Annotated in this window: 17 protein-coding genes; 8 read left to right on the forward strand and 9 right to left on the reverse strand. The window is 41.4% G+C overall.

Annotation, left to right across the window (positions count from 1 at the left end; translation table 11 throughout):
- Positions 1 to 28: 28 nt before the first annotated feature.
- Genes QVH07_RS08430 through QVH07_RS08445 form a run of 4 tightly spaced genes read right to left on the reverse strand, consistent with a single transcriptional unit; the run spans position 29 to position 3,135 of the window.
- On the reverse strand, positions 29 to 433 hold the full coding sequence (locus QVH07_RS08430; protein ID WP_289999724.1) for a DUF2306 domain-containing protein: 405 nt from the start codon (positions 431 to 433) through the stop codon (positions 29 to 31).
- Positions 434 to 456: 23 nt separating this feature from the next.
- The gene (locus tag QVH07_RS08435) at positions 457 to 1,551 is read right to left on the reverse strand and encodes a porin (RefSeq protein ID WP_289999725.1); all 1,095 of its coding nucleotides are present in this window, start codon (positions 1,549 to 1,551) and stop codon (positions 457 to 459) included.
- 19 nt (positions 1,552 to 1,570) lie between these two features.
- Positions 1,571 to 2,215, reverse strand: coding sequence for a TVP38/TMEM64 family protein (locus tag QVH07_RS08440; protein ID WP_289999726.1), 645 nt, complete (start codon positions 2,213 to 2,215; stop codon positions 1,571 to 1,573).
- The gene (locus tag QVH07_RS08445; RefSeq protein WP_289999727.1) at positions 2,212 to 3,135 is read right to left on the reverse strand and encodes a mechanosensitive ion channel family protein; all 924 of its coding nucleotides are present in this window, start codon (positions 3,133 to 3,135) and stop codon (positions 2,212 to 2,214) included. The genes QVH07_RS08440 and QVH07_RS08445 overlap by 4 nt, the downstream gene beginning before the upstream one ends.
- Positions 3,136 to 3,293: 158 nt before the next feature.
- Here QVH07_RS08445 and QVH07_RS08450 point away from each other — a divergent pair, with 158 nt between their 5' ends.
- A complete protein-coding gene (locus QVH07_RS08450; protein ID WP_289999728.1) occupies positions 3,294 to 4,664 on the forward strand; it encodes a transglutaminase-like domain-containing protein in 1,371 nt (456 codons plus the stop codon).
- 29 nt (positions 4,665 to 4,693) lie between these two features.
- Here QVH07_RS08450 and QVH07_RS08455 read toward each other — a convergent pair whose 3' ends face one another.
- From QVH07_RS08455 to QVH07_RS08465, 3 genes are all read right to left on the reverse strand, one after another.
- The gene (locus QVH07_RS08455) at positions 4,694 to 4,894 is read right to left on the reverse strand and encodes a hypothetical protein (protein ID WP_289999729.1); all 201 of its coding nucleotides are present in this window, start codon (positions 4,892 to 4,894) and stop codon (positions 4,694 to 4,696) included.
- 90 nt (positions 4,895 to 4,984) lie between these two features.
- The gene (locus QVH07_RS08460) at positions 4,985 to 5,311 is read right to left on the reverse strand and encodes a DUF5655 domain-containing protein (protein WP_289999730.1); all 327 of its coding nucleotides are present in this window, start codon (positions 5,309 to 5,311) and stop codon (positions 4,985 to 4,987) included.
- Positions 5,312 to 5,396: 85 nt separating this feature from the next.
- Positions 5,397 to 6,503, reverse strand: a complete 1,107-nt coding sequence (locus tag QVH07_RS08465) for a TolB family protein (protein ID WP_289999731.1) — start codon at positions 6,501 to 6,503, stop codon at positions 5,397 to 5,399.
- A gap of 81 nt (positions 6,504 to 6,584) precedes the next feature.
- On the opposite strand from QVH07_RS08465, the gene QVH07_RS08470 reads away from it, so the two are divergent.
- A complete protein-coding gene (locus tag QVH07_RS08470) occupies positions 6,585 to 7,823 on the forward strand; it encodes a M28 family peptidase (RefSeq protein ID WP_289999732.1) in 1,239 nt (412 codons plus the stop codon).
- Positions 7,824 to 7,842: 19 nt separating this feature from the next.
- Here the strand turns inward: QVH07_RS08470 and QVH07_RS08475 are convergent, their stop codons facing one another.
- Together QVH07_RS08475 and QVH07_RS08480 are read right to left on the reverse strand one after the other, a co-directional pair.
- Positions 7,843 to 9,066, reverse strand: coding sequence for an NADH:flavin oxidoreductase/NADH oxidase family protein (locus tag QVH07_RS08475; protein ID WP_289999733.1), 1,224 nt, complete (start codon positions 9,064 to 9,066; stop codon positions 7,843 to 7,845).
- A 194-nt stretch (positions 9,067 to 9,260) separates the two neighbouring features.
- Positions 9,261 to 11,327, reverse strand: coding sequence for a helix-turn-helix domain-containing protein (locus QVH07_RS08480; protein ID WP_289999734.1), 2,067 nt, complete (start codon positions 11,325 to 11,327; stop codon positions 9,261 to 9,263).
- A gap of 236 nt (positions 11,328 to 11,563) precedes the next feature.
- Between QVH07_RS08480 and QVH07_RS08485 the strand changes: the two genes are divergently transcribed.
- From QVH07_RS08485 to QVH07_RS08510, 6 genes are all read left to right on the forward strand, one after another.
- On the forward strand, positions 11,564 to 12,136 hold the full coding sequence (locus QVH07_RS08485; protein WP_289999735.1) for an ankyrin repeat domain-containing protein: 573 nt from the start codon (positions 11,564 to 11,566) through the stop codon (positions 12,134 to 12,136).
- A 25-nt stretch (positions 12,137 to 12,161) separates the two neighbouring features.
- The gene (locus QVH07_RS08490; RefSeq protein WP_289999736.1) at positions 12,162 to 13,262 is read left to right on the forward strand and encodes an acyltransferase family protein; all 1,101 of its coding nucleotides are present in this window, start codon (positions 12,162 to 12,164) and stop codon (positions 13,260 to 13,262) included.
- 39 nt (positions 13,263 to 13,301) lie between these two features.
- Positions 13,302 to 14,336, forward strand: a complete 1,035-nt coding sequence (locus QVH07_RS08495; protein ID WP_289999737.1) for a serine hydrolase domain-containing protein — start codon at positions 13,302 to 13,304, stop codon at positions 14,334 to 14,336.
- 286 nt (positions 14,337 to 14,622) lie between these two features.
- The gene (ileS, locus tag QVH07_RS08500) at positions 14,623 to 17,997 is read left to right on the forward strand and encodes an isoleucine--tRNA ligase (RefSeq protein WP_289999903.1); all 3,375 of its coding nucleotides are present in this window, start codon (positions 14,623 to 14,625) and stop codon (positions 17,995 to 17,997) included.
- Positions 17,998 to 18,007: 10 nt separating this feature from the next.
- Positions 18,008 to 18,646, forward strand: coding sequence for a lipoprotein signal peptidase (locus QVH07_RS08505; RefSeq protein ID WP_289999738.1), 639 nt, complete (start codon positions 18,008 to 18,010; stop codon positions 18,644 to 18,646).
- Positions 18,647 to 18,795: 149 nt separating this feature from the next.
- Entirely contained in the window at positions 18,796 to 21,720 is a 2,925-nt protein-coding gene (locus QVH07_RS08510; RefSeq protein WP_289999904.1) for a DEAD/DEAH box helicase, read from the forward strand.
- Positions 21,721 to 21,820 lie beyond the last annotated feature (100 nt).

A 21,820-nucleotide genomic window follows, 5' to 3' on the forward strand; every position in this document is an offset into this window, starting at 1 on the left:
TCCATGATTCGCAGAAGGGTGGGGAAAATCACAGAATTGTGAAAAAATTTTCCCCGAAGAATAATTCATGCAAATATCTTCCCGGGGCGAAGGTGAAACTTCCTGCAATTAGGATAGCTCCGAGGTAAAGGAGGACCATTTTTCTTTGGTGAGATTTGATATTACCTTTTTTTATGGCGAGCAGAGCGGTAGGAACTGTCCACAATACCAAAATGCAAAAGAGATGGATATAGCCAAAGTGATTCAGAAATGTAGGGCCAACTCTCGCCTGCATGAAAAGAGAAATTATGGCGGTTATAACCATTAAGACCATATAAATCTTTCCGAGGGTCCTATGTGTAACCCCTCCCTTTTTGGCCAAAAGCAGATAGGCTCCAAGAAAAATGCATGGAACTACCGTCACAAGGTGGAAATACATAAGGGGTTCATACATAGCTGTTGGATTAAAAAGTTACTCTAATTCCATGTCCAGGATACCGATGAGAGGAAATAGAAATTATCTTTTTTCAGAACTTCTTCTTTCATAAACTGATTTTCAGGGCCCACTAAGTACCTTCCCTCTACCCTGATAAGGAAGCCTGAACCAAGGTTTCTATCTAGGTTCAAAGAAAACCCACTTGCCTTTAATCCATCTCCAATCTGGTTGATGGCATTCACTCCTGCAGGATCATTATAAAACTCGGCCCTGGCGGCTGTTTGCCATTTTTCATTTATGATGTACTGGGTGATCCATGCCCCACCAAACCATGTTTTATTTTCCGTCTCTCCTAAACCTGGCTTTTGTAAACCCGAGTCAAATCCAATAATCATATTCCACTGGTCCGATAGGGTGAGATTGGCGAAAAGATTACTGAAATATCTCATTTGCCGGTTTTCATCCGGACCTGAAGGACCTATAAAGGTATTCCAGTTAAGAGCAATATTCTGGTTAGGAGAAAATACAATTTGACTACCAAAACTGGGGCTAGAATTTCCTTCGATACCCTCGATCAATTGCCAGCCATTCACAATATATAATGCTAAAATCCACTTCTCGGTACCCATCCAGGATAGTCTTCCTCCGGTCAGAAAATAGGGGCTTCCTTCTGCTACCAAAGACCGGCTAAGAGTAGGGTTCTGGCTTGAGATAGCACTTTCAAAACCGGTATGAGCCGGGAATACTCCTACGTCCAGCCAGATTTGTTCCTTCGCTGAAAGGGCTACTCCCAGATTTGCTTCCTGTATCCATTCTAAAGCTTCGGTCTCCCTCTCAAGATTGTCCTCTACATAAGTCCCTTGTTGTAGAGCGAGGTTTGCTCTGAATCGTTTCGAAGTATAGGTTCCTTTTATGGACGCGAGATTAACTGTGGGAGTATTGTGCCTGGTATGATTGTATAAAAATGGTAACCGTTTTTGCTCCATTGGCTTATTAAAATCATAGCCATAATACAGATCTATGAAACCTGAGAACTCCAGCTTGGAAATGGATATATCTTCTTGAGCTTTGGCCGATAGGCAAAATAAAACAAGAGTTCCTATGGATATAAGGATCGTCTTTTTCAAGAATCTCATTAAAGGGTTTTTACTTGAGCTATTGAAATTTAACCTTTTCTGATTGCTTTCTAAACAACATGCCTAAGCTCCAGACCACTCCTGCAACTAAAACAACGAATAAGAAGCTTTGCCAACCCGATTCCATATCCAAAGCCAGATCACCGGTATAGGCATAAAAAATACAAGTAGGTAGAAGCCCAACCATTCCATAAAAAATGGTTTTTCCGAGAGGATATTGTAGACCACCACAAACTATACTAATCGCTTCTGCCAACACCGGAATGGGTCTGCTCACAATAATGGCAAGGCTACCCCATTTCGTAAGAAATCCATTTGCTTCTTCCATGCCATCCTCCCCCATAAAACGAAGGATCCATTTTTGTCCTCCTTTACCTATTATCCAGCCAAGCACAACTGACAAAATTGATCCTAACAAAGAAAGGGCGGCACCTAACCAGATTCCGAAAAGCGCACCATTCGTGATCATTATTAAACTGGAAGGAACAGGTAGAAGAACATCTATCGCGAGCAGAGCTACTCCCACCACAGCAGCAACACTTCCCTGCAAATCCCTGATACTATCGTCATCTCCTAGGTAGGGTAGATCTAAGGCCATAGCCAAGGCAAAAAGCACTAGAATAAATACCCCCATCATGAAGAATAGTAGCCAAAATCTTTTCATGACTCTTTGTCATTTGGAAGCATGCTGACTCTTGTTTTTGGAAGTGCCTCAGGATAGTTTTTCTGGATAAATTCGATCATTTTTTCCCGGACAAAAACCCGAAGATCCCATGCTGTAGGAGAGTTTTTGGCGGATACCAGAATTCTGCTTTCCACGGTGTGTTCTTTCGAATCGGTTACTTGCAAAACTTTTACTCGTTTATCCCATAGCTGGGTGGTCTCAAGGATCCGATCTAGTTCCTTGCGAAGAGCATCGAATGACACCGAATAATCTGTGTATAGAAAAACAGATCCAATAATATTTGCGGAGCTTCTGGTCCAGTTTTGAAAAGGCTTCTCCAGAAAATAAGTTGAAGGTAAAACCAGTCTTCTCTCATCCCAAATTTTTACCACCACATAGTTTAGATTGATTTCCTCTATCCATCCCCATTCTCCTTCGACTACAACTGCATCATCCAATCTAAAGGGCTGAGTTATGGCAATTTGAATTCCGGCGATCAGAGTTCCTATGGCTTTTTGGGCGGAAAAACCAATGATAATTCCGGCCACACCAGCAGATGCAAATAGCCCAACACCTACTTGTCTAATGGATTCGAAAGAAAGTAGAATTAAGCCCACCCCAATAAGGAGTACCACAAAATTGGCGACTTTATGAAGTAGATTGATTTGGGTGTAAACTTTCCGAGCGCGAAGGTTGTCCTCCTTGTTTATGTCATACTGCTTTAGAAAAGCTTTCTTAAAAATCGAAATCAGCACCAGAGCTGACCAGGTAAAGCCAGAAATAATCAGGACAGTATTTAAATGAGGAACATAGCTGAAAATTCCCTCCCAGTGTTGGGATTTATCTCCGAGGTAGATTTTAAGAATTACTAGGATTATGGTTACCGTTAGTGGCAAAACCAGTCGGGTATAATAGTTCATAAAAAATGGCAATAGGTTTAAGACTAGTAAGCTAGAAAATCTTCATGAACCAGACAAAGAAGTATTAATAGACAGGATTTAATGTGCCACTTAATCGGATATGGACAATAGTTTACTTCCTCATTTCACCTAAACAAACAAGATACTAACTTAGTACCATGAAAAACTTCAAATTCATAATACCTCTAATAGTCGCAACTTTCTTTTTACTTGGATGCGAGTCGCCTAAAGATAAAGTTTCAGCTGAAGAGGAGGAAATTAAGGAATCCCGAACCCTGGTAGATAGGGTAAGCATAGCTCAAATTGAGCAAGGAATTAAGGATTACATAAATGATGTGAAGTCTAAGAATAATGGGTTTTTTCCTGTTAAGGATGAAAATCATGACCTCTCAATGAAACTAGTTAGGGTTCACACAGAATACCTTTCTAATCTAGGTCCAGACAGTCATTTTGCTTGCGTTGACTTGGTTGATGAATCAGGGGATGTTTATGACGTGGACTTTTTTCTAAAGGGAAAACCAGGAGCAATGAATGTCACCAGTACTACTGTACATAAATTGAACGGTAAGCCCTTTTATTCCTGGAAGCAGAATAAAGAAGACAAGACATGGTACCGAGTACCCCTGGAGCAATCCAATAATTTATTGCTAGGTGTAGTGGAAGGACGGGATGAGTTTGAGTTTTATTACACAGCCCAAATTCCAGAATTGACACAGAGTGCAAAATTGTGGATACCTATTGCTGAATCGGATGATTTTCAGAAAATAGAATTGTTGGAAGTCAATGTTCCCGAAAGTAAAAAAGAGATCAAGGATCAAAATTATGGGAATAAACTCATGTATTTTGATTTAGGTCCGGAGCATTCTGGTGAAGAAATTAAGTTGACTTATCGTGTTACTAGGAGAGAAAAAGGCCCTTACGATGCCCCGGAACCAGACCCTGAGTTATATCTGGCTTCAACTAGGCTTATGCCAACTGGAGGAAGATTTGAAGAAATCGCTAAAGAAACCCTTGGCGAGAAGATCAATGATTCCCACTTGATTCAGGCTAGGGTTTTATACGATTATATCATCGATAATATGAAGTATGCCAAGGTAGGGGATTATGGAAATGGGGACTCAAATTATGCCTGCGATTCCAAAACAGGTAATTGCACAGAATTCCACTCATTCTTTATCTCTTTGGCCAGGTCTGTGAATATTCCTGCACGCTTTGCGATTGGAGCATCTGTTCCTTCTGACAGGAATGAAGGTGGCATCGATGGATATCACTGTTGGGCTGAATTTTATGCTGATGGCAAATGGTGGCCTGTGGATATCAGTGAGGGGAATAAATATACAGCGCTTGCCACTTATTATTTTGGGCGACATCCAGCCAATAGAATAGAGCTAAGTAGGGGAAGAGATCTAGTGTTGGACCCAGCACCTGAAGCAGGTGCTATCAATTTTCTAGCTTATCCCTATTTGGAGATCGGTGGCAAAGAAGTGAAAGTGAACTCCAGATTTTCATTCAAGAGATCTAACTCATAAAAAAGGGCGGTGTTAGAACCGCCCTTTCTTTATGACTTTTCACTACTATCACTCTCAGTAGGATGTTCTCCAGCTGGATGCTCATCTCCTTCAGGGTGCTCACCACCTTCTGGATGTTCTGTTTGCTCAGCATTGTTTCCTTCTTTTTTACCCCCGCAGGAAGTAAAGGCCAAAGAACTTACAAAGAGCATTACAAGAGCCAGGCTCGTGATTGATTTTAAGATTTTCATAGCAAATGGTTGATTATTTAGGTCAAATGTAAACAGATTTAGAGAAGTTTTTAAAAATATCCTTTCCAACTTATTGCCCTTTTTACAGAATTAGAGCATTAGGTAGGAATCCCGAATCCACGAAATTAACTCAGGGGATAGCTCTTCCAAGGTTGAAATCCGCAGGTGGTTCTCATACTTTTTTGAAACCGATCGGGACTTAAAAAATGGTGGGCAGGATTGAGCTTCCTGGGAGTAGAACTGTAAATCCAGAACCTTAGTCATTGGACGAATGACCAAGAATGTTTGATTGTGAACGAAAAGAATGGCTTTTCTGGTGTTATTCACAATGACATCATCCCACTCGATAATTTCTGCCAATATTTTGTCAAAGACATATTCAAGCTCCTTTGGTTTTCCCTCAAATAAAGAACTCAAATCGGCCTTAATACACGTGTGCCATTGATTTTCTTTTTTGAAATCACGTTCACATTTCGGACAGGTCCACATTTCGATTAGCTTATCAATTACCTATCCACTCGGCTACAAATAAGTTGGTGTCTCGAGTACCGCCATTATTTCTGTTGGAAGCAAAAACTAGGTGCTTTCCATCATTCGAAAAAACAGGGAATGCATCAAAGGTACCATCATTGGTGATTTTTGTTAGTCCCGTTCCATCAAGATTGATCATGAAAAGATTAAAAGGAAACCCACGTTCTGTCTGATGATTTGATGCAAAAATGATCTTTTCACCTGATGGGTGGAAGAAAGGGGCCCAGTTGGCTTGCCCTAGATCCGTAAGTTTGCGCGCATCTGTTCCATCCGCATTAGCCACATAAAGTTCCATGCTGGTAGGCATGACCAGGCCTTCGGCCAAAAGGTCCTGATATTCTTTTATTTCCTCATCAGTCTGTGGTCTGGAGGCTCTCCAGATAAGCTTGCTTCCGTCTGGGGAGAAAAAAGCCCCACCATCATAGCCCAGATCTGAAGTGACCTGCCTTACATCAGATCCATCAAGATTCATGGTAAAAAGCTCCAGGTCCCCAGTTCGCATAGAAGTGAATACCATTCGGTCACCTTTTGGCGATACAGTGGCCTCAGCATCATAGCCCGGTTCAAAAGTCAGCTGTTTGAGCTGATTACCCTCCAGATCAGCGGTAAAAATATCGAAAGAGTCATAGATAGGCCACACATACTTTCCATCAGTTCTTTCTGCTGGAGGAGGAGGACAATTGTCATCCCCTATATGCGTAGATGCATAAACAATGGTATTATCAGGCAGAAAGTAGGAGCAAGTGGTTCTGCCTAGGCCTGTACTTAGAAGTTTGGGCTGATTTTTCTGAAGATCATCTTCTCTCCAATTCAAATAAAAAATCTGATCACAATCATTTCCCCAGCCAGCGTAATCGGACTGAAACACCAGCATACTGTCGTCGAATGACCAATATGCCTCTGCATTATTTCCCCCAAAGGTAAGCTGTTTGATGTTCCTTAGATACTTCATCTCCTCGGGATGAAGAAGCAAGGAATCAGAAGCCGAATTTCCTTCAATTAGTTCAGTTTCTTTGTTTTCTGACTTGGTGTTACAAGCAAATGCAGCGATTAAAAGAAGAAAGAATAGCGATCTCATAATCAATAATTGGGTGTTTTAATTTTGCTGGGCGAAGATACCAATTATTATCTTTGACCTGAATTTCTAAACACGATGAAAATGAGAATTAAATATATTTTGACTTTGGCAGTGTTGCTGAGTTTTTTGGCTGCTTGCAGCAATGCTCCTACTGATCAGGAACTGATTTCAAGCCTAAAAGAAGATGTGGTTTATCTGGCAGCGGATGAGCTGGAAGGAAGAGCAATAGGTACTGAAGGGGAGAAGAAAGCGGCTGAATATCTAGCCTTGGAGTTTGAAAAGGCAGGATTACAAGGAAAAGGGACGGATGGTTTTTTTCAGGAATTCACCGTTTCAAAACCAACAAACCCTCATGAAGAAGCAGTCATCGGAACTGATGGAGAAGGAGTCACAGGTAGAAATGTGATCGGATATCTGGACAATAAGTCTGAGACCACAATCGTGATCGGCGCCCATTTTGACCACCTAGGACTGGGAGGTGCTGGGTCCCTTCATCGAGGTGAACCAGAAATCCATAATGGGGCGGATGATAATGCCTCCGGGACAGCAGCCCTGGTGGCTTTAGCCAAAATCTTAAAAGCAGAAAAACATAATTCTAATTTCCTCTTTATTGCCTTTTCGGGGGAAGAAAATGGTCTTTGGGGCTCGAATTACTTTGTGAAGAACCCCACCATTGACCTTGAGACGGTGAACTACATGATCAATATGGATATGGTCGGTCGATTAAATCAGGAGAAAACCCTGGCAATCAATGGTGTGGGAACAAGCCCTTCCTTTGTTCCAGCATTGGATATTGCTAATTCAGATAGCTTGAAGTTAGTGACTTCTGAGTCAGGGGTGGGACCATCTGATCATACTTCCTTTTACTTACAGGATTTACCCGTGTTACATTTTTTTACTGGACAGCATGAAGACTATCATAAACCCTCTGACGATTCAGATTTGATTAATTATGAAGGGCTGTTGTCGGTAGTTCGATACATAGACCGATTGGTGGATGAACTTGATGATGAACCGAAGTTGGCATTTACAAAGACCAAGGACAGTTCAGGGGACTCTCCTCGTTTCTCAGTGTCACTTGGGGTTGTACCTGACTATTTATATGATGGTGAAGGAATGAGAATAGATGGAGTTTCTGAAGATAAACCTGCCGAAGCAGCTGGCATGATGAAGGGGGATATAGTTGTCCAACTTGGAGACTCTACCATCGTGGATATGATGAGTTATATGAGAGCCTTATCTGCTTTCAAAAAAGGAGACCTTACCACGGTAATCTTTGAACGGGAAGGGTTGAGGAATGAAGCTGAGATTGAATTCTAATTCAGAGAAAGTGAAGTGTTTACTTCGCTTTCCTACTTTTTTGCCTTGCTTTTTTAAACTCATGTTTCACAATAAACATGGATGATGCCATGGGATTCAGATTCGGTTTTAGGCCTCTTCCTTCGGCAATATTGATTAACTGTCGAGCGTAGTATCCACCTTCTGCCGCATCCTCAAAAGCACTAAATCCCGTCCTTATCGGAGGGTTTTCCAGATAAGGAATCTTCCCATGGAGGAAGTCCCCCATGATATTATAGTTTCCTATAAAAGGCCGACCCATTCCGATTAGATCACAATCACCCTCTCCCAGCACATCATTACAAAAATTAAAAGATCTGAAGCCTCCGGTGATCATCAGTGGCACGTCGCATACTTCTCGTACTTTTTTGGCAAAGTCCAGGAAATAAGCCTCCCGCTTGATCGTACTTTCCTTTTTCTTGTCATTCCCCATGAAGAAAGCTGCTTTTTCATAGGTTCCTCCGGAAATTTCAAGAAGATCTATTCCCTCCTCCTCTAGTTTTTTTACTACAATCAGCGAATCTTCCTCGGTAAATCCTCCGCGCTGAAAATCAGAGGAATTAATCTTTACCGAAATGGGAAATTCATTTCCAACTGTTTTTCTGCAGACCCGAATAATTTCCAAAAGGAGTCTGCTTCTATTTTCCAAACTCCCTCCCCATTTATCAGTTCGGTGATTGGTCTTGGGGGATAGAAATTGACTGAGAAGATACCCGTGGGCTGCATGGATTTGGATTCCTGTAAATCCACTTTCCTGTGATATTTTGGCAGCTTTGGCAAAGCCTTGAATCACTTCTTGGATATCTGATTCAGTCATTGGTTGTGGTTTGCCAAATAGCCAAAGCTTTTTCAATTGGATAGCTGAGGGCGCTTTGGGTCTTGGATTGACAAATCGATTGGTTTGTCTTCCCGAATGAGAAATCTGAGTCCAAATATGATTTCCTGGGCCTTTCGAAGAATCGCTCCAGTCTTTCAGTTTTGGAATCATTTTTTCATCCCCCATGAAGATATTTCCAGCAGATTCCATGTGGTTCTTATCAATCATCACATTTCCTGTAATCAACAGACCTGCCCCGGTCTCTGCCCAAATCTTATAGAGATTTTGATGTGCTTCTGTTGGCTCATAGCTGGAATTACTCATCCTTTCTGTCATGGCAGCTTTAACCAGTCTGTTCTTAAGGATAGCTCGACAAGGGAGAGTTATGGGTTGGTTGATCGGATTCATGGAAATGATTTTCTGGACAAATTTAAGGCAGTATTTCTAAGACCCGGTTGTGAATTAGCAAGGTTGGATTATCCATTTTGAAATAAAAAGTAAGGTTTCAGGTAGTTTGAAAATTGTGTAATGAGCAATTTTTAATAGTTTCTATGAGACCATTACGGTACAAGAAGATGATGATTTTTCTTTTAAAATCTTACTTAAATCAATTCTGACTTTTCAAGGGTTCTTTTGATTTGCTCATGCCTTTCCCAAAAGTTGTCTTTAATTTTAGTCATTGCCCTTTGATATTCAGGACTGCTTTTTAATGGATTAAAAACAGGCTCGTCCTCCAAGAGTAAAAACCAAAACTGGTAGTTATCTTCTTCGGCAAAGGCCTCAATTTGTTTGATGGCCAAGTCATTGTTACCCTTATAGACATTTATCATTGCCAAATTGATATTACGGTACATTGATTGGTCAGCCTCTACATAATCAGAAAACTGCTGAAACAGAAGTTTAGCTTCCTCTTCCATTCCCATTTTTTCATACACAATGGCGATCTTACCATCCTCCATTGGGTAGATTGACTGTCCGCTTTCCTTGCGGGCTTTCACAAATTTTTGATAATAGAAAAAAGCACTGTCGTATTGCTCTTCCACATAGTAAAGCTTCCCAATGTCCTGTAAAATATCCAGCCTGGCCTGATTTTTTTCCCACTCACTAATGAGAAGCTGCTTGGTTCTTTCGATATTTCCATCCTTTGCAAAAAGTATAAATGCCCTCAAGTGTGGGGCATAGTAATTAGCAGGATCAAAGGCTAAAGACCGATCTATATATTCCAACGCCTCATCAACAAATCCTGCGCTAATTAGGGCGTTGGAGAGCTGAAGGTAACTGTAGCTTTGAGAGGTTGAGTCACCATTTGTCACCTGTAACTGTGTGCCTTTCAGGGCATATTCGAGGTATTTTTCAGTGTTTGGTACCATCCTGAAATAAAAATCTGCCAGCATTTGTATGGCTAATGCTGAATTAGGATTGTATTCCAGGGCTTTTTCCAAATAGGGCCGAGCTAGTGAAAACTCCTTGCTTTGGATGTAATAAAAGGCTTTGGCTGTTAGGCTTTCAGCTGATTTAGAATCTAATAAAAGAGCCTTGTCGGCATATGAATTGATTTTCTCAGTAAACTGCTTTTCCGAGCGAAACATCTCTAATAAATAATAGGATATCGCCACATGCGCGTAAGCCAGAGAAAACTCCGGGTCTTGCTCAATTGCTTTCTCAAAAAGTAAAATACCTTTTTGAAGTCCCGCATCGGTTCTGGTGTGATAGGGGTCCAGGGCCTGCAGGTAATAATCGTAAGCAAGTAAGTTTTCAGTGGGCCGCTTTTCGATTTGTTGGAGTTCAACCGGGGTGATGATCACCTTAATCGCATCAGCGATTTGGGTTGCGATTTCATTCTGAATAGCGAAAATATCAGCTAATTCCCTATTGTATTGACCCGCCCAGATTTGTTCCTGATCATTGGCTTCTATGAGTTGAATATTTAGAAGGACCTGTTCGCCGATTTTTTGTCCACTACCTGAGACGAAATAGTTCACGCCCAGTTCTTCAGCCATTTCCAAAATACTTTTGTCTGTATTTCGATATTTTTCTACCGAAGAACGGCTGATTACCCTTAGGTTTTTGATTTTCTGAAGATTGTTAAGCGTAGACTCCATCAGGCCATTGACAAAGTAGAGGTTGCTAGAATCGGCACTTTCATTTTTGAAAGGTAGGACTGCGATCGATTTCTCCTCTTCCAAAACTGGCTGGCTTGAATCTGACCAAAGGAAATAGCCGGCCACTCCAATCAGAATGATAATCAACACGCCGAGAGACCAATATTTCGAGGGCCTTCTATTGATTCCCTTTTTGGGTTGATTTTCATTCGTTTTAGAAAGGACTAGCTCCTGTTTTCCAACTTCTCCAGGAGGAAAACCATACTGTTCGCGAAAACACTTGATAAAATAAGAAGCGCTACCGAAACCCACCTGATACGAAACTTCAGAAACGGTCATGTTTCCTTCTTTGAGCAAATCCATGGCGATTTCCAATCGAATCTGACGAATAAAAACACTTGCGGAAAGGTTCGTAGCGGCTTGAACTTTTCGGAGCAAATTGGATCGACTCATGTTCATCGCCTCTGCTAGTTCAGATACTCCAAACTGCTCATCGGAAGCTCTCTCTACCACTATGGCTGTGGCCTGAGAGAGGAAGTCGCTCCTATGTTTTTGATCTTCCACCATGCTAAAAGTCGATTTTCAAGGTAGAGAAATTTACTCAAAGACACCTTGACTTTTTCCAAAGATTCTCCTGCCATTCAATTGGTTTTGCGTCATAGTTTATAGCCTTGCGTCATAATTTTTACCTCTGTGTGATACTTTATGTTTTTAGCACCCTGCCTTTTACATATACCCTACAGGCTTACCCCAACTTTGTATCAAACGAAAATGAAAAAGTATTCACCAAAAAAATCAGTATTATGAAAACCTTAAAAAACAACTCGTTCAGAATCATTGCTAGCCTTTTATTAGCTATGGTTTTTTTGCCAGGATGTGGTACAGCACAGGAAAAGACCAGTCAAGACCAGCAAATAGAGGCTCCTAAAGTCGATATTCATACAGCGATTATGAATAATAATCTGCAGGTGGTCAAGAAGCATATTGCCGCAGGTTCGGATATTAATGTCAAGGAACCTTTCAGCGGATCAACTCCTTTGATTACAGCCATCACCTTTGATAAGCAGGAAATCGCCAGGGAACTAATAGATGCTGGAGCAGACTTGACCATCGCTAATAATGATGGAACAACGCCACTCCATGCCGCAGCCTTCTTTGGCCGCGTAGAAATCGTGGAAATCCTGTTAAATGCCGAAGCAGATAAATCGCTGAAAAACAATTTTGGATTTACCCCACGTGAGACCGTCACTGGGTCCTTTGCGGAAGTGAAGCCAATCTACGAATTGATGAAGCAGCAGCTTGGTCCTCTTGGATTTGAACTAGACATGGAGCAACTGGAAAAGACTCGTCCGGTCATCGCGATGATGCTTCAGTAATCTGAGACTTTAGACTCCTGAAATCATGACAACTCAAAGAAGATTCGACATTGATTGGCTTAGGGTGATTGCGATCGCCCTACTGCTGATCTATCATATTGCGATTGTATTTCAGCCTTGGGCGATGTTTCTCGGTTTTATAAAAAGCGAGGAGCTTATGGAAGAGCTGTGGAAGCCTATGACTCTATTGAATGTTTGGCGAATTCCTTTTCTGTTCTTCGTATCAGGAATGGGTGTTTATTTTGCCATCCGCAAACGAAATTGGAAGGAACTCATCTTAGAACGGAGCAGGAGAATCTTGCTTCCCTTCCTTTTTGGAATAATAGCCATCGTACCCATTCATTTCCTGATTTTCCAAGCTTATTACAAGTTGCCGCTCGGCTATTCTGCTCACCCTGCTCATTTGTGGTTTCTGGGTAACATCTTCGCTTACGTGTTGATTTTAGCTCCGATCTTCTTTTATCTGAAAAAATCAGAAAATGGAGCTTTTAAGAAGAAGCTAGCAGTCTGGATGAGTAATCCTCTCGGACCACTTTCTCTTTCTTTGCTTTTCGTCTTGGAAGTAATCTTGGTTAAGCCCCAGGTCTTTGAAATGTATGCCTTGACTTGGCATGGATTCTTTATAGGGATTTTGGCTTTCTTCTGTGGCTTTCTGCTTGTCTATTCGGGAGATACCTTTTGGAAGACGGCCTTGAAATGGAGATGGGTTTACCTTGGGATCGCTGTAGGAATGTACTTGACGCGATGGTTTGCCTTTGACTTGGTGGCACCAGGCTATTTGATGGCTATGGAGTCAGTTACCTGGATCTTGGCTATTTTCGGTTTTGGTTATCGATATTTAAATAAACCGAGTTTTGCTTTGAGCTATTTGAGCCAAGCGGCCTACCCGGTTTATATTCTCCATATGATAGCTTTGCATGCAGCTGCTTGGGTTATTTTACCTTTGAATTGGCCGGTTTTGCTAAAGTTTCTCGCCATTATTGTTTTTACAGGACTGTTCTGTTTTGTCATTTTCGAATTCCTAATTCGTAGAATACCTATCCTCAGACCGCCGTTTGGACTTTCCGCAGAATTCAAAACTAAATCTGCTCCCCGAAGCCCCGCTTTCTTGACGGATCAGGTTTGAATGAATAATGCCTTGTAAGCAATGCTAATTAATGAAAACATGAGTTTTAAATCATTCTTCCGTATTCTTTTCATAGTGGCTTCTATTATTTGTACCATTTATTTCGTCCCATGGTTGATCCTGCGGGCATGGCTGGCACCGACACCTGATACCATTCAGGAGCAGGTAGATATGGCCATGAATTATAAGCTTGATGGGATCATCGTATATGTCGATCAGGGCGGAAAAGAACCCCAATTCTATTGGGCAGGCTGGAAGGATCGAGACAAAAAAATCCCTGCCGATCCGAATTCACTTTTCAAGATCGCCAGTATCAGTAAGCTTTATATCGCTGCTGCAGCCAGTAAAATCGTAGCAAGTGGAAATCTTTCCTTGGATGATACTTTGGAGGAATTGCTCCCTGAAATCGCCCGACACATCGAAAATTCTGATCAAATTACTCTTCGCCTTTTGATACAGCATCGATCGGGGATTCCAAACTATTCGGACCATCCCGATTATCCTTGGGATACCCCCTTTACCCGAAATATTCAAGCCTTGGAATTGATCTATGATTTGCCTGCGGACTTTCTACCCAACGAGAAATATGCCTATTCCAACACAAATTATTTGCTGATCGGTGAAATTTTGGACAAAACCTTGGGCTTTTCTCATCATGATTATATCGGAACAGAGATTTTGGAGCCTCTGGGTTTGAAGCGAACCTATAGTTTACTCTCGGAAGTAGATCAGGACAAATTGATGAGTGGGTATTTTATTGGATATCCTTTGGACATTAAAGGGAATGATTTTATCCACCCTGGTGGATCCATGATATCCACAGCTGAAGAAGTCGCTATTTTCCTTCGAGCCTTAAATGATGGGACATTGCTGACCGAAAAGGAACAGGAAATTTACTCTTCTGTGTATGTGTTTGAGCATACAGGGTTACTTCCTGGTTATCAGAGTATTGCCAAATACCATCCGGACATTGATGCAGTAGTGGTGCAGTTTGTGAACACCAATGGAGGCTATGCCTGGAATATCCACGAGATCGTGTATAATAAGGTGGTGAAGATTCTACGGTCCAAATAAAATCAGGAGTCAAGAGTCGACTCTTCCTGATTTTGAAAAAGAGCTTTTTTCCAAAAAAGTGGGCTTGTAATTATTCTTCTTTCAGCTATTTGATAATTCTTTCCCTCAAAAGCCCATTTCTTCTATCTTTGTGCCTGCTTTTGAGAGGGATAAATCCTTCTCTCGCGTGAGGGATAGAAGCGGCATCCTTCTGACGCAGTCAGAAGATATAGCGGATAGCCCGACCACGGCCATAAGCCGGGGTCACGCCCATAGAAAAATACCTAATGAATCCAGGAAAGGAATCGTGAAAAAGTATCAAGAATATAAGCAAGTCAACTACCCTGAGATCGGGGAAAGTATCCTGAGCTACTGGAAGGAAAATGAGATTTTCGAAAAATCCATCACAAACAGGGAAGGAGCTGAGACCTTTACGTTTTTTGAGGGACCGCCTTCGGCAAATGGAACGCCAGGAATCCACCATGTGATGGCCCGGACCCTTAAGGATATTTTCTGTCGATATAAGACTTTGAAAGGATTTCAGGTAAAGAGAAAAGGAGGTTGGGATACGCACGGGCTTCCTGTGGAACTTCAAGTAGAGAAGGAACTGGGCATCACCAAAGAAGATATCGGGAAGAAGATCTCCGTTGAGGAATACAACAAACGCTGCAAGGAAACGGTCATGCGATTCAAGGATGAATGGGATGATTTGACAGAGAAGATCGGTTACTGGGTGGATCTAGATGATCCATATATCACCTTTGATTCAAAGTATATTGAGACGCTCTGGAGTCTTTTGAAAAGACTTTATGAAAAGGATTTATTATACAAAGGCTACACGATTCAGCCTTATTCCCCTGCAGCAGGGACAGGTCTAAGTTCCCACGAGCTAAACCAACCTGGAACCTATAAGGACGTAAAGGACACTTCGATTACGGCTCAATTCAAGCTAAAAGATCAAGAAAACACCTACATCCTCGCCTGGACTACCACACCCTGGACTTTGCCTTCAAACTCCGCACTCGCAATAGGTGAGAAACTGGATTATGTAAAGGTGAGAACGTATAATCCTTACACCTTCGATCCTGAGTTTGTGATATTAGCTAAAGCTCGAATGGGAGCTTATTTCAATAAGAAAGCTGCAGACTTAAAGGTGGATGATTACCAGCCTGGAGATAAGCTGATTCCTTACCAAATCGTGGAGGAATTCAAAGGTAAGAATATGCTTGGCTGGGAGTATGATCAGCTATTTCCAATTGAGGGATTGGCTTTGGCTCATCCGGCCTTTACGGTGATTTCAGGAGATTATGTGACTACTGAAGACGGTACAGGAATCGTTCATTTGGCCAAAGCATTTGGAGCGGATGACTTCAGGACTCTGGTGCAGAATAATGTTCCCGGAGTTTTCGTGAAAGATGAGAAAGAAAACGACATTCCTGTGGTGGATAAGCAGGGAAAATTTTTACCTGTTGTTGGGGAGTATCTCGCTGCTAAAATGCAGGAACATGGGATCAATGCCCATAAAGCCTTTGGGGTAGACGATTTCTACGTCAAAAATTATACTGAGGATGATGAGAATCAAGCTGATTACAAAAACACAGATATCATCATTTCTATCATTCTGAAGAATGAGAATAAGGCTTTTAAGGTGGAGAAATATGAGCACAGCTACCCACACTGCTGGAGAACGGATAAGCCCGTGCTTTACTACCCCTTGGAAAGCTGGTTTATAAAAACCACAGCCTACAAGGATCGCCTGGTGGAATTAAATAAAACGATCAACTGGAAACCTGAGGCTACCGGAACTGGGCGCTTTGGCAACTGGCTTGAAAATTTGGTGGATTGGAATTTATCCCGATCCAGATTTTGGGGAACACCACTTCCAATCTGGAGAACCAAGGATGGAAGTGAAGAAAAATGCATAGGCTCTATTGCAGAGTTGGAAGCTGAAATTCAGAAATCTATCAACGCTGGATTTATGACCTCCTCTCCGTATGAAGGGAAGGAGCTGGATCTTCATAGACCCTATGTAGATGATGTGATTTTGGTGTCTTCGGATGGAAAAGAAATGTACCGAGAATCAGACTTAATTGATGTTTGGTTTGATTCTGGAGCTATGCCTTATGCTCAGTGGCATTATCCCTTTGAAAATGAAGATATTTTCAAAGCAAATTATCCCGCCGACTATATTGCTGAAGGTGTAGACCAAACGCGTGGATGGTTCTTTACCCTGCATGCTATTGCAGTAATGCTTTTTGATAGCGTAGCCTTCAAAAATGTAGTAGCCAATGGCCTAGTTCTGGATCAGAATGGAAATAAGATGTCCAAGCGATTGGGGAATGCCATTGATCCATTTAAAACCTTAAAGGAATATGGTCCTGACGCTTTGAGGTGGTATATGCTTAGCAATGCCAATCCTTGGGATAACCTTAAGTTTAGCTTGGACGGAGTGGCAGAAGTACAAAGAAGGTTCTTTGGCACTCTTCAAAACACGTATAATTTCTTTGCGCTCTATGCCAACCTGGACCATTTCGTGTATTCTGAGGGAAAGGTGATTCCTGTGAGTGAAAGAGCAGAACTCGATCAGTGGATTGTATCCAAACTCCAATCTTTGATTTTAGAAGTGGAGGAGTCTATGGATAATTATGATGCTACGAAGGCGACTCGAGCTATCATGAACTTTACGGTAGATCAGCTTTCGAACTGGTATGTGAGATTGGCAAGAAAGCGTTTCTGGAGAGGAGAAATGAGTGCTGATAAGCAAGCAGCTTATGAGACGCTTTATGAATGTCTGAGTACTTTAAGCCAATTGATGTCTTCTTTTGCTCCATTCTATACCGATTGGTTGTATCAAAATTTGACGCAGGCTTTGGATAAAAAAGAGGAGTCTGTTCATTTGACTGATTGGAAAGAAGCAGATCAATCTCTGATCAATTCTGATTTAGAAACGAGTATGGGACTGGCCCAAACCATATCTTCTTTGGTCCATTCTCTTCGAAAAAAGGAAAAGCTGAAGGTCCGTCAACCCCTGCAGAGAATTTTAATTCCAATTCTCTCTGAAACCACCAGAAAGCAGATTGAGCATGTAGAAGAGCTTATCAAGTCTGAGGTCAACATCAAGGAGGTGGAATATATAGATGATGCATCTGGTATTTTAGTTAAAGAAGTGAAACCAAATCTCCCCGTTTTAGGTAAAAAACTTGGGCCAAAAATGAGGTTTGTCGTAGCTGCCATAAAATCCTGGGGTCAGGAGGAGATTGCTGAGATCGAAAGAAATGGATCCATCGAGGTGGATGCTGATGGCGAAAAAATAAGTATTTCAGTTGATGAAGTTCTAATAAGCTCACAGGATATCCCTGGCTGGTCCGTAGCTAGTGACCAAAGCATAACTGTGGCATTGGATGTTACGTTGACGGATGAATTGAAGCAGGAAGGAATTGCCAGAGATTTGGTGAACCGAATCCAGAACCTTCGTAAAGAAATGGGTCTTGAGGTTCAGGATAAGATTGTAATTGAGGTGAAAACCGATCAGGAACTTGTGGAAGCGGCGATTCTTAATTTTGGAGATTATATCCAGACTGAAACTCAGGCAAATTCTTTATCAGGAAGTAAAGAGCTAAGTGAAGGTACTGCTCTGGATCTGGATGATTTTGATGTATTGGTTCAAGTGAAAAAAGATTAAATCAAGGTAGATGAATCAGTATCTGAAGTATTTTGGGATAACTCTTTTGGTCATTTTAATTGACCAGGCAGTGAAGATGTGGGTTCATTTTGAGATGGACTTTGGAACCCCTGGGCAGATCCAGGTTTTTGGTGACTGGTTTAAGCTTCATTACACCACCAATCCCGGGATGGCATTTGGGATGGAGCTTGGGACCGAATACGGGAAACTAATTCTGACTTCATTCAGGTTATTGGCCATGTTTGGAATCGGGTATTATCTCTATTATATCATTAGCCAGAAGCAGCATCCCATTTATATTCTATGTATTGCCATGATTTTGGGCGGGGCAATAGGAAACCTAGTGGATTCCATTTTCTACGGTGTTTGGTTACAAAATGCTCCTTACAATGCCCCGACACCATGGTTCCATGGTCAAGTGGTAGATATGTTTTATATCGATATTTGGGAAGGGTATTTACCAGAGTGGATCCCATTGGTTGGTGGGGATTATACAGCCTTATGGCCAATCTTTAATATTGCTGATGCTTCGATCTTCGTTTCTGTAGGGATTATATTGATTTTCCAGAAGCGATTTTTCCCTGATAAAAAAGAAGAAGAGAGTTTGGAGCAAGAGGAGTCAATTGAACAGAAAATCTCTGAAGAGTAAATTCAAAATCGCTGATTTAAATATTTCCGCCCGGTCAAAGCTGATTTGATCGGGTTTTTTTGTACTTTTCAATTTGCAACGCAATGCACAATTTGCCTTCAAGGATAGTTTGCTTGCTTAAGAAAATCGCCACCAGCCCACATTTCTTAATGATTGTAAACCCAGATCAACCCTTTCAAATAGTTTATTCTCTTTATAGTCATGAGTACCTAGGATTACTTTTTGAGTCCTATGCAGTACAGCTTGATGAACAGGGAAGACTTTCTCTCGCCAATCAAAATATCAGTTTCCAAAATGCAGACGAGTTCGATTCTGGTCTGGATGAAAGAGATTATAAGCTAATTAAGCTAATGGATAAAATGGCTCAGGAAGTTATCGTGAAGCCATACATAAAAAGGAATATCCGTCCCAAGGATTTCTTACGCAAAATCTATGATCCTAAAACCGAGGATAAAGTCATTCAGGAAAGGCTAGAGAGAGATTTAGAGGTTTTGCGTTCGAAAATTTTGCCACTTCTTATAGGAAAGAGGCTCTTCGAGATGGCCAACGACAAAAACCCCATTTATAAAGAAATAAGAGTTCATCCTGAGCCTGTCACGATTCACTTTCACTTTTTTAAGAACGATGGTCATACTCAGTATAAACCGACATTTAGGCATGCCGGTGAAAAGCTTGAAATTGATAATCGAAATGGGGTGTTGTTATGCCATGAACCGGCATGGCTGCTGATGCAGGATCAGCTTTTTCATTTCGATAAAAACCTGGATGGAAAGAAACTGATTCCATTTTTAAGGAAGAAGTTTGTAGTGATTGAGAAAAGGTTTGAACCCGCTTATTATAGTAAGTTCATCACCAGTCTACTTGCTCATTATGATGTGTTTGCCCATGGTTTTGAGGTAATAGTGGAGCGTAGTAGTCCTGAGGTTCTGGTTGGAATCAGTGATCTCCCCAGTAGCGAAACCCAGGATTTGTTTGAAAAGAGAGAAGGTGAAATTCCTCAAAGCCAAATCGCTTTTGAGTTGAGGTTTCGCTATGGGCAGAATGAATTCAGGGCAGATCAAACTGGTGCTCATAATGTTCGGATGGAGCAGGATGGAGACAACTATACTTTTTATAAGGTTATCCGAAGTGAGCAGAAAGAGCGCTATTTCGGAAAGCTGCTGAATGACCTGGGATTACCTATTCGAAGGGGAAGAGTGAGTATGCCAAAAACAGAGGCCTTTGACTGGATCACCGAAAATGAGGATTTGCTAGAATCAGAGGGAGTGAAAATTATTCAAATTGACTCCAATTCGGGAAGAACTTATCACATCGGTAAGGCTCAAATTTCTATCGAAGTGAATGAAAGCATTGACTGGTTTGATGTAAATGCTCAGATAAAATTCGGCTTGTATTTGGTGAGCTTTGCAAAGCTCAGGAAGCTGATGATAGCTGGTAAAACAGAATTTGAACTTCCGAACGGTGAAATCGCAGTGATACCTTCTTCCTGGTTTGTCAATTATTCTGAGCTTTTCAGTTTAATGGAAGATCGGGGCCAGGAGAATACGCTCGTGATGAGAAAGCATCATATTGCACTGGCTGAAGATCTCGAAAAAGGGAATTTAGTGAGTCTTACTTTAAGCAGAAAACTGGAGGGCTTAAAAGATTTCAAGAAAATCGAGCAATATGAAATCTCACCTCTTTTTGAAGGGGTTCTCCGCCCTTATCAAAAGGAAGGGTATAACTGGCTGAGGTTTCTGAATGAGTATAAATTTGGAGGCTGTCTGGCTGATGATATGGGTCTTGGAAAGACCGTCCAAACATTGGCCCTTTTGGCTCACGAAAAGCAGGAGAATCCAGATTTAACCTCACTTTTGGTGATGCCCACTTCCCTGATTTACAACTGGCAGCTGGAAGCAAAGAAGTTCACACCAAGTTTGAAAATTCTTGTTTATACAGGAACCAATAGAAATAAAGATCCATGGCAATTTGGAGATTTCGACCTGGTCTTAACCAGCTACGGTATTACGAGGTTGGACGTTGATATTCTTGAGCAGTTCTATTTCAATTATGTGATTCTGGATGAATCACAAGCTATCAAAAACCCTTCAAGCAATATCGCCACTGCGGTAAACAGGCTGAAATGCAAGCATAAACTAATTCTAACAGGAACTCCCGTAGAGAATGGGACCATGGACCTTTGGTCTCAAATGAATTTTGTAAATACGGGTCTTTTAGGCTCCCAAGCCACATTTAAAAAGAATTTCCTATTTGCCATAGAGAAACAGAAGGATATGGATAAGGCTCAACGTCTTGCGGCTATGATCAAGCCCTTTATTCTAAGACGTCTGAAGTCTCAGGTGGCTACTGATCTTCCAGAAAAGATTACCAATGTCAAATACTCGGGAATGACATCAGAGCAGGAGGAAGTTTATGAGGAGGTTAAAAACTATTACCGAGAAAAAATCATAAATGACATTCAGGAATTAGGTGGTGGTTCTCAGAAATTTACCCTCTTGCGGGGACTAACACAGCTAAGACAGATTGCGAACCATCCCAAACTTGTAAAGGATGATTTTGAAGGAGAATCAGGAAAACTTGAAGATGTGACTTACATGCTTCAGTCCTCCATTTCCGAAGGTCATAAGGTATTGGTCTTTAGTCAATTTGTAAGACATCTTAGCATAGTTAGGGAGTATTTAGATTCCAGGGATGTTCCGTATTCGTATTTGGATGGGGCGACCAAAGACCGGCAGGCTCAAGTGGAGAATTTTCAGGAGAATGAGGATGTAAAGGTGTTTTTGATTTCATTAAAAGCTGGTGGTGTGGGACTAAATTTGACGAAGGCGGAATATGTGTTCTTGCTTGATCCATGGTGGAATCCTGCAGTTGAAGCACAGGCCATAGACCGTGCTCATCGGATTGGGCAAAAGAATAAGGTCATTATTTATAAGTTCATCACTAAAGGAACTGTAGAGGAAAAAATTATGGCTTTGCAGGACCGAAAGCTTGCCCTGGCAGGAGAGTTAATCGGTTCGGAAGAGAGCTTCATGAAGAGTCTTGACCAGGAAGATATTTCCGCGCTTTTGGATTAAACCAGGGTTTTAAGAAAGCGCATTCTGTTTATACACTTGATTGTCAATGTTCTAAGAAAAGTTAGCAAATAATTAATCTTAAATTCTCATTGAAAGCTGG

Source organism: Algoriphagus sediminis (assembly GCF_030403435.1).
Classification (GTDB): domain Bacteria; phylum Bacteroidota; class Bacteroidia; order Cytophagales; family Cyclobacteriaceae; genus Algoriphagus; species Algoriphagus sediminis.

Bases quoted from the DNA above. Each gene is read 5' to 3' on its own strand.
- QVH07_RS08435 (WP_289999725.1), bottom strand. From the start codon at position 1,551: ATGAGATTCTTGAAAAAGACGATCCTTATATCCATAGGAACTCTTGTT.
- QVH07_RS08495 (WP_289999737.1), top strand. From the start codon at position 13,302: ATGAGTTTTAAATCATTCTTCCGTATTCTTTTCATAGTGGCTTCTATT.
- QVH07_RS08445 (WP_289999727.1), bottom strand. From the start codon at position 3,135: ATGAACTATTATACCCGACTGGTTTTGCCACTAACGGTAACCATAATC.
- QVH07_RS08480 (WP_289999734.1), bottom strand. From the start codon at position 11,327: ATGGTGGAAGATCAAAAACATAGGAGCGACTTCCTCTCTCAGGCCACA.
- QVH07_RS08455 (WP_289999729.1), bottom strand. From the start codon at position 4,894: ATGAAAATCTTAAAATCAATCACGAGCCTGGCTCTTGTAATGCTCTTT.
- QVH07_RS08475 (WP_289999733.1), bottom strand. From the start codon at position 9,066: ATGAATCCGATCAACCAACCCATAACTCTCCCTTGTCGAGCTATCCTT.
- QVH07_RS08490 (WP_289999736.1), top strand. From the start codon at position 12,162: ATGACAACTCAAAGAAGATTCGACATTGATTGGCTTAGGGTGATTGCG.
- QVH07_RS08485 (WP_289999735.1), top strand. From the start codon at position 11,564: ATGAAAACCTTAAAAAACAACTCGTTCAGAATCATTGCTAGCCTTTTA.
- QVH07_RS08430 (WP_289999724.1), bottom strand. From the start codon at position 433: ATGTATGAACCCCTTATGTATTTCCACCTTGTGACGGTAGTTCCATGC.
- QVH07_RS08505 (WP_289999738.1), top strand. From the start codon at position 18,008: ATGAATCAGTATCTGAAGTATTTTGGGATAACTCTTTTGGTCATTTTA.
- QVH07_RS08440 (WP_289999726.1), bottom strand. From the start codon at position 2,215: ATGAAAAGATTTTGGCTACTATTCTTCATGATGGGGGTATTTATTCTA.
- QVH07_RS08465 (WP_289999731.1), bottom strand. From the start codon at position 6,503: ATGAGATCGCTATTCTTTCTTCTTTTAATCGCTGCATTTGCTTGTAAC.
- QVH07_RS08510 (WP_289999904.1), top strand. From the start codon at position 18,796: ATGATTGTAAACCCAGATCAACCCTTTCAAATAGTTTATTCTCTTTAT.
- QVH07_RS08470 (WP_289999732.1), top strand. From the start codon at position 6,585: ATGAGAATTAAATATATTTTGACTTTGGCAGTGTTGCTGAGTTTTTTG.
- QVH07_RS08450 (WP_289999728.1), top strand. From the start codon at position 3,294: ATGAAAAACTTCAAATTCATAATACCTCTAATAGTCGCAACTTTCTTT.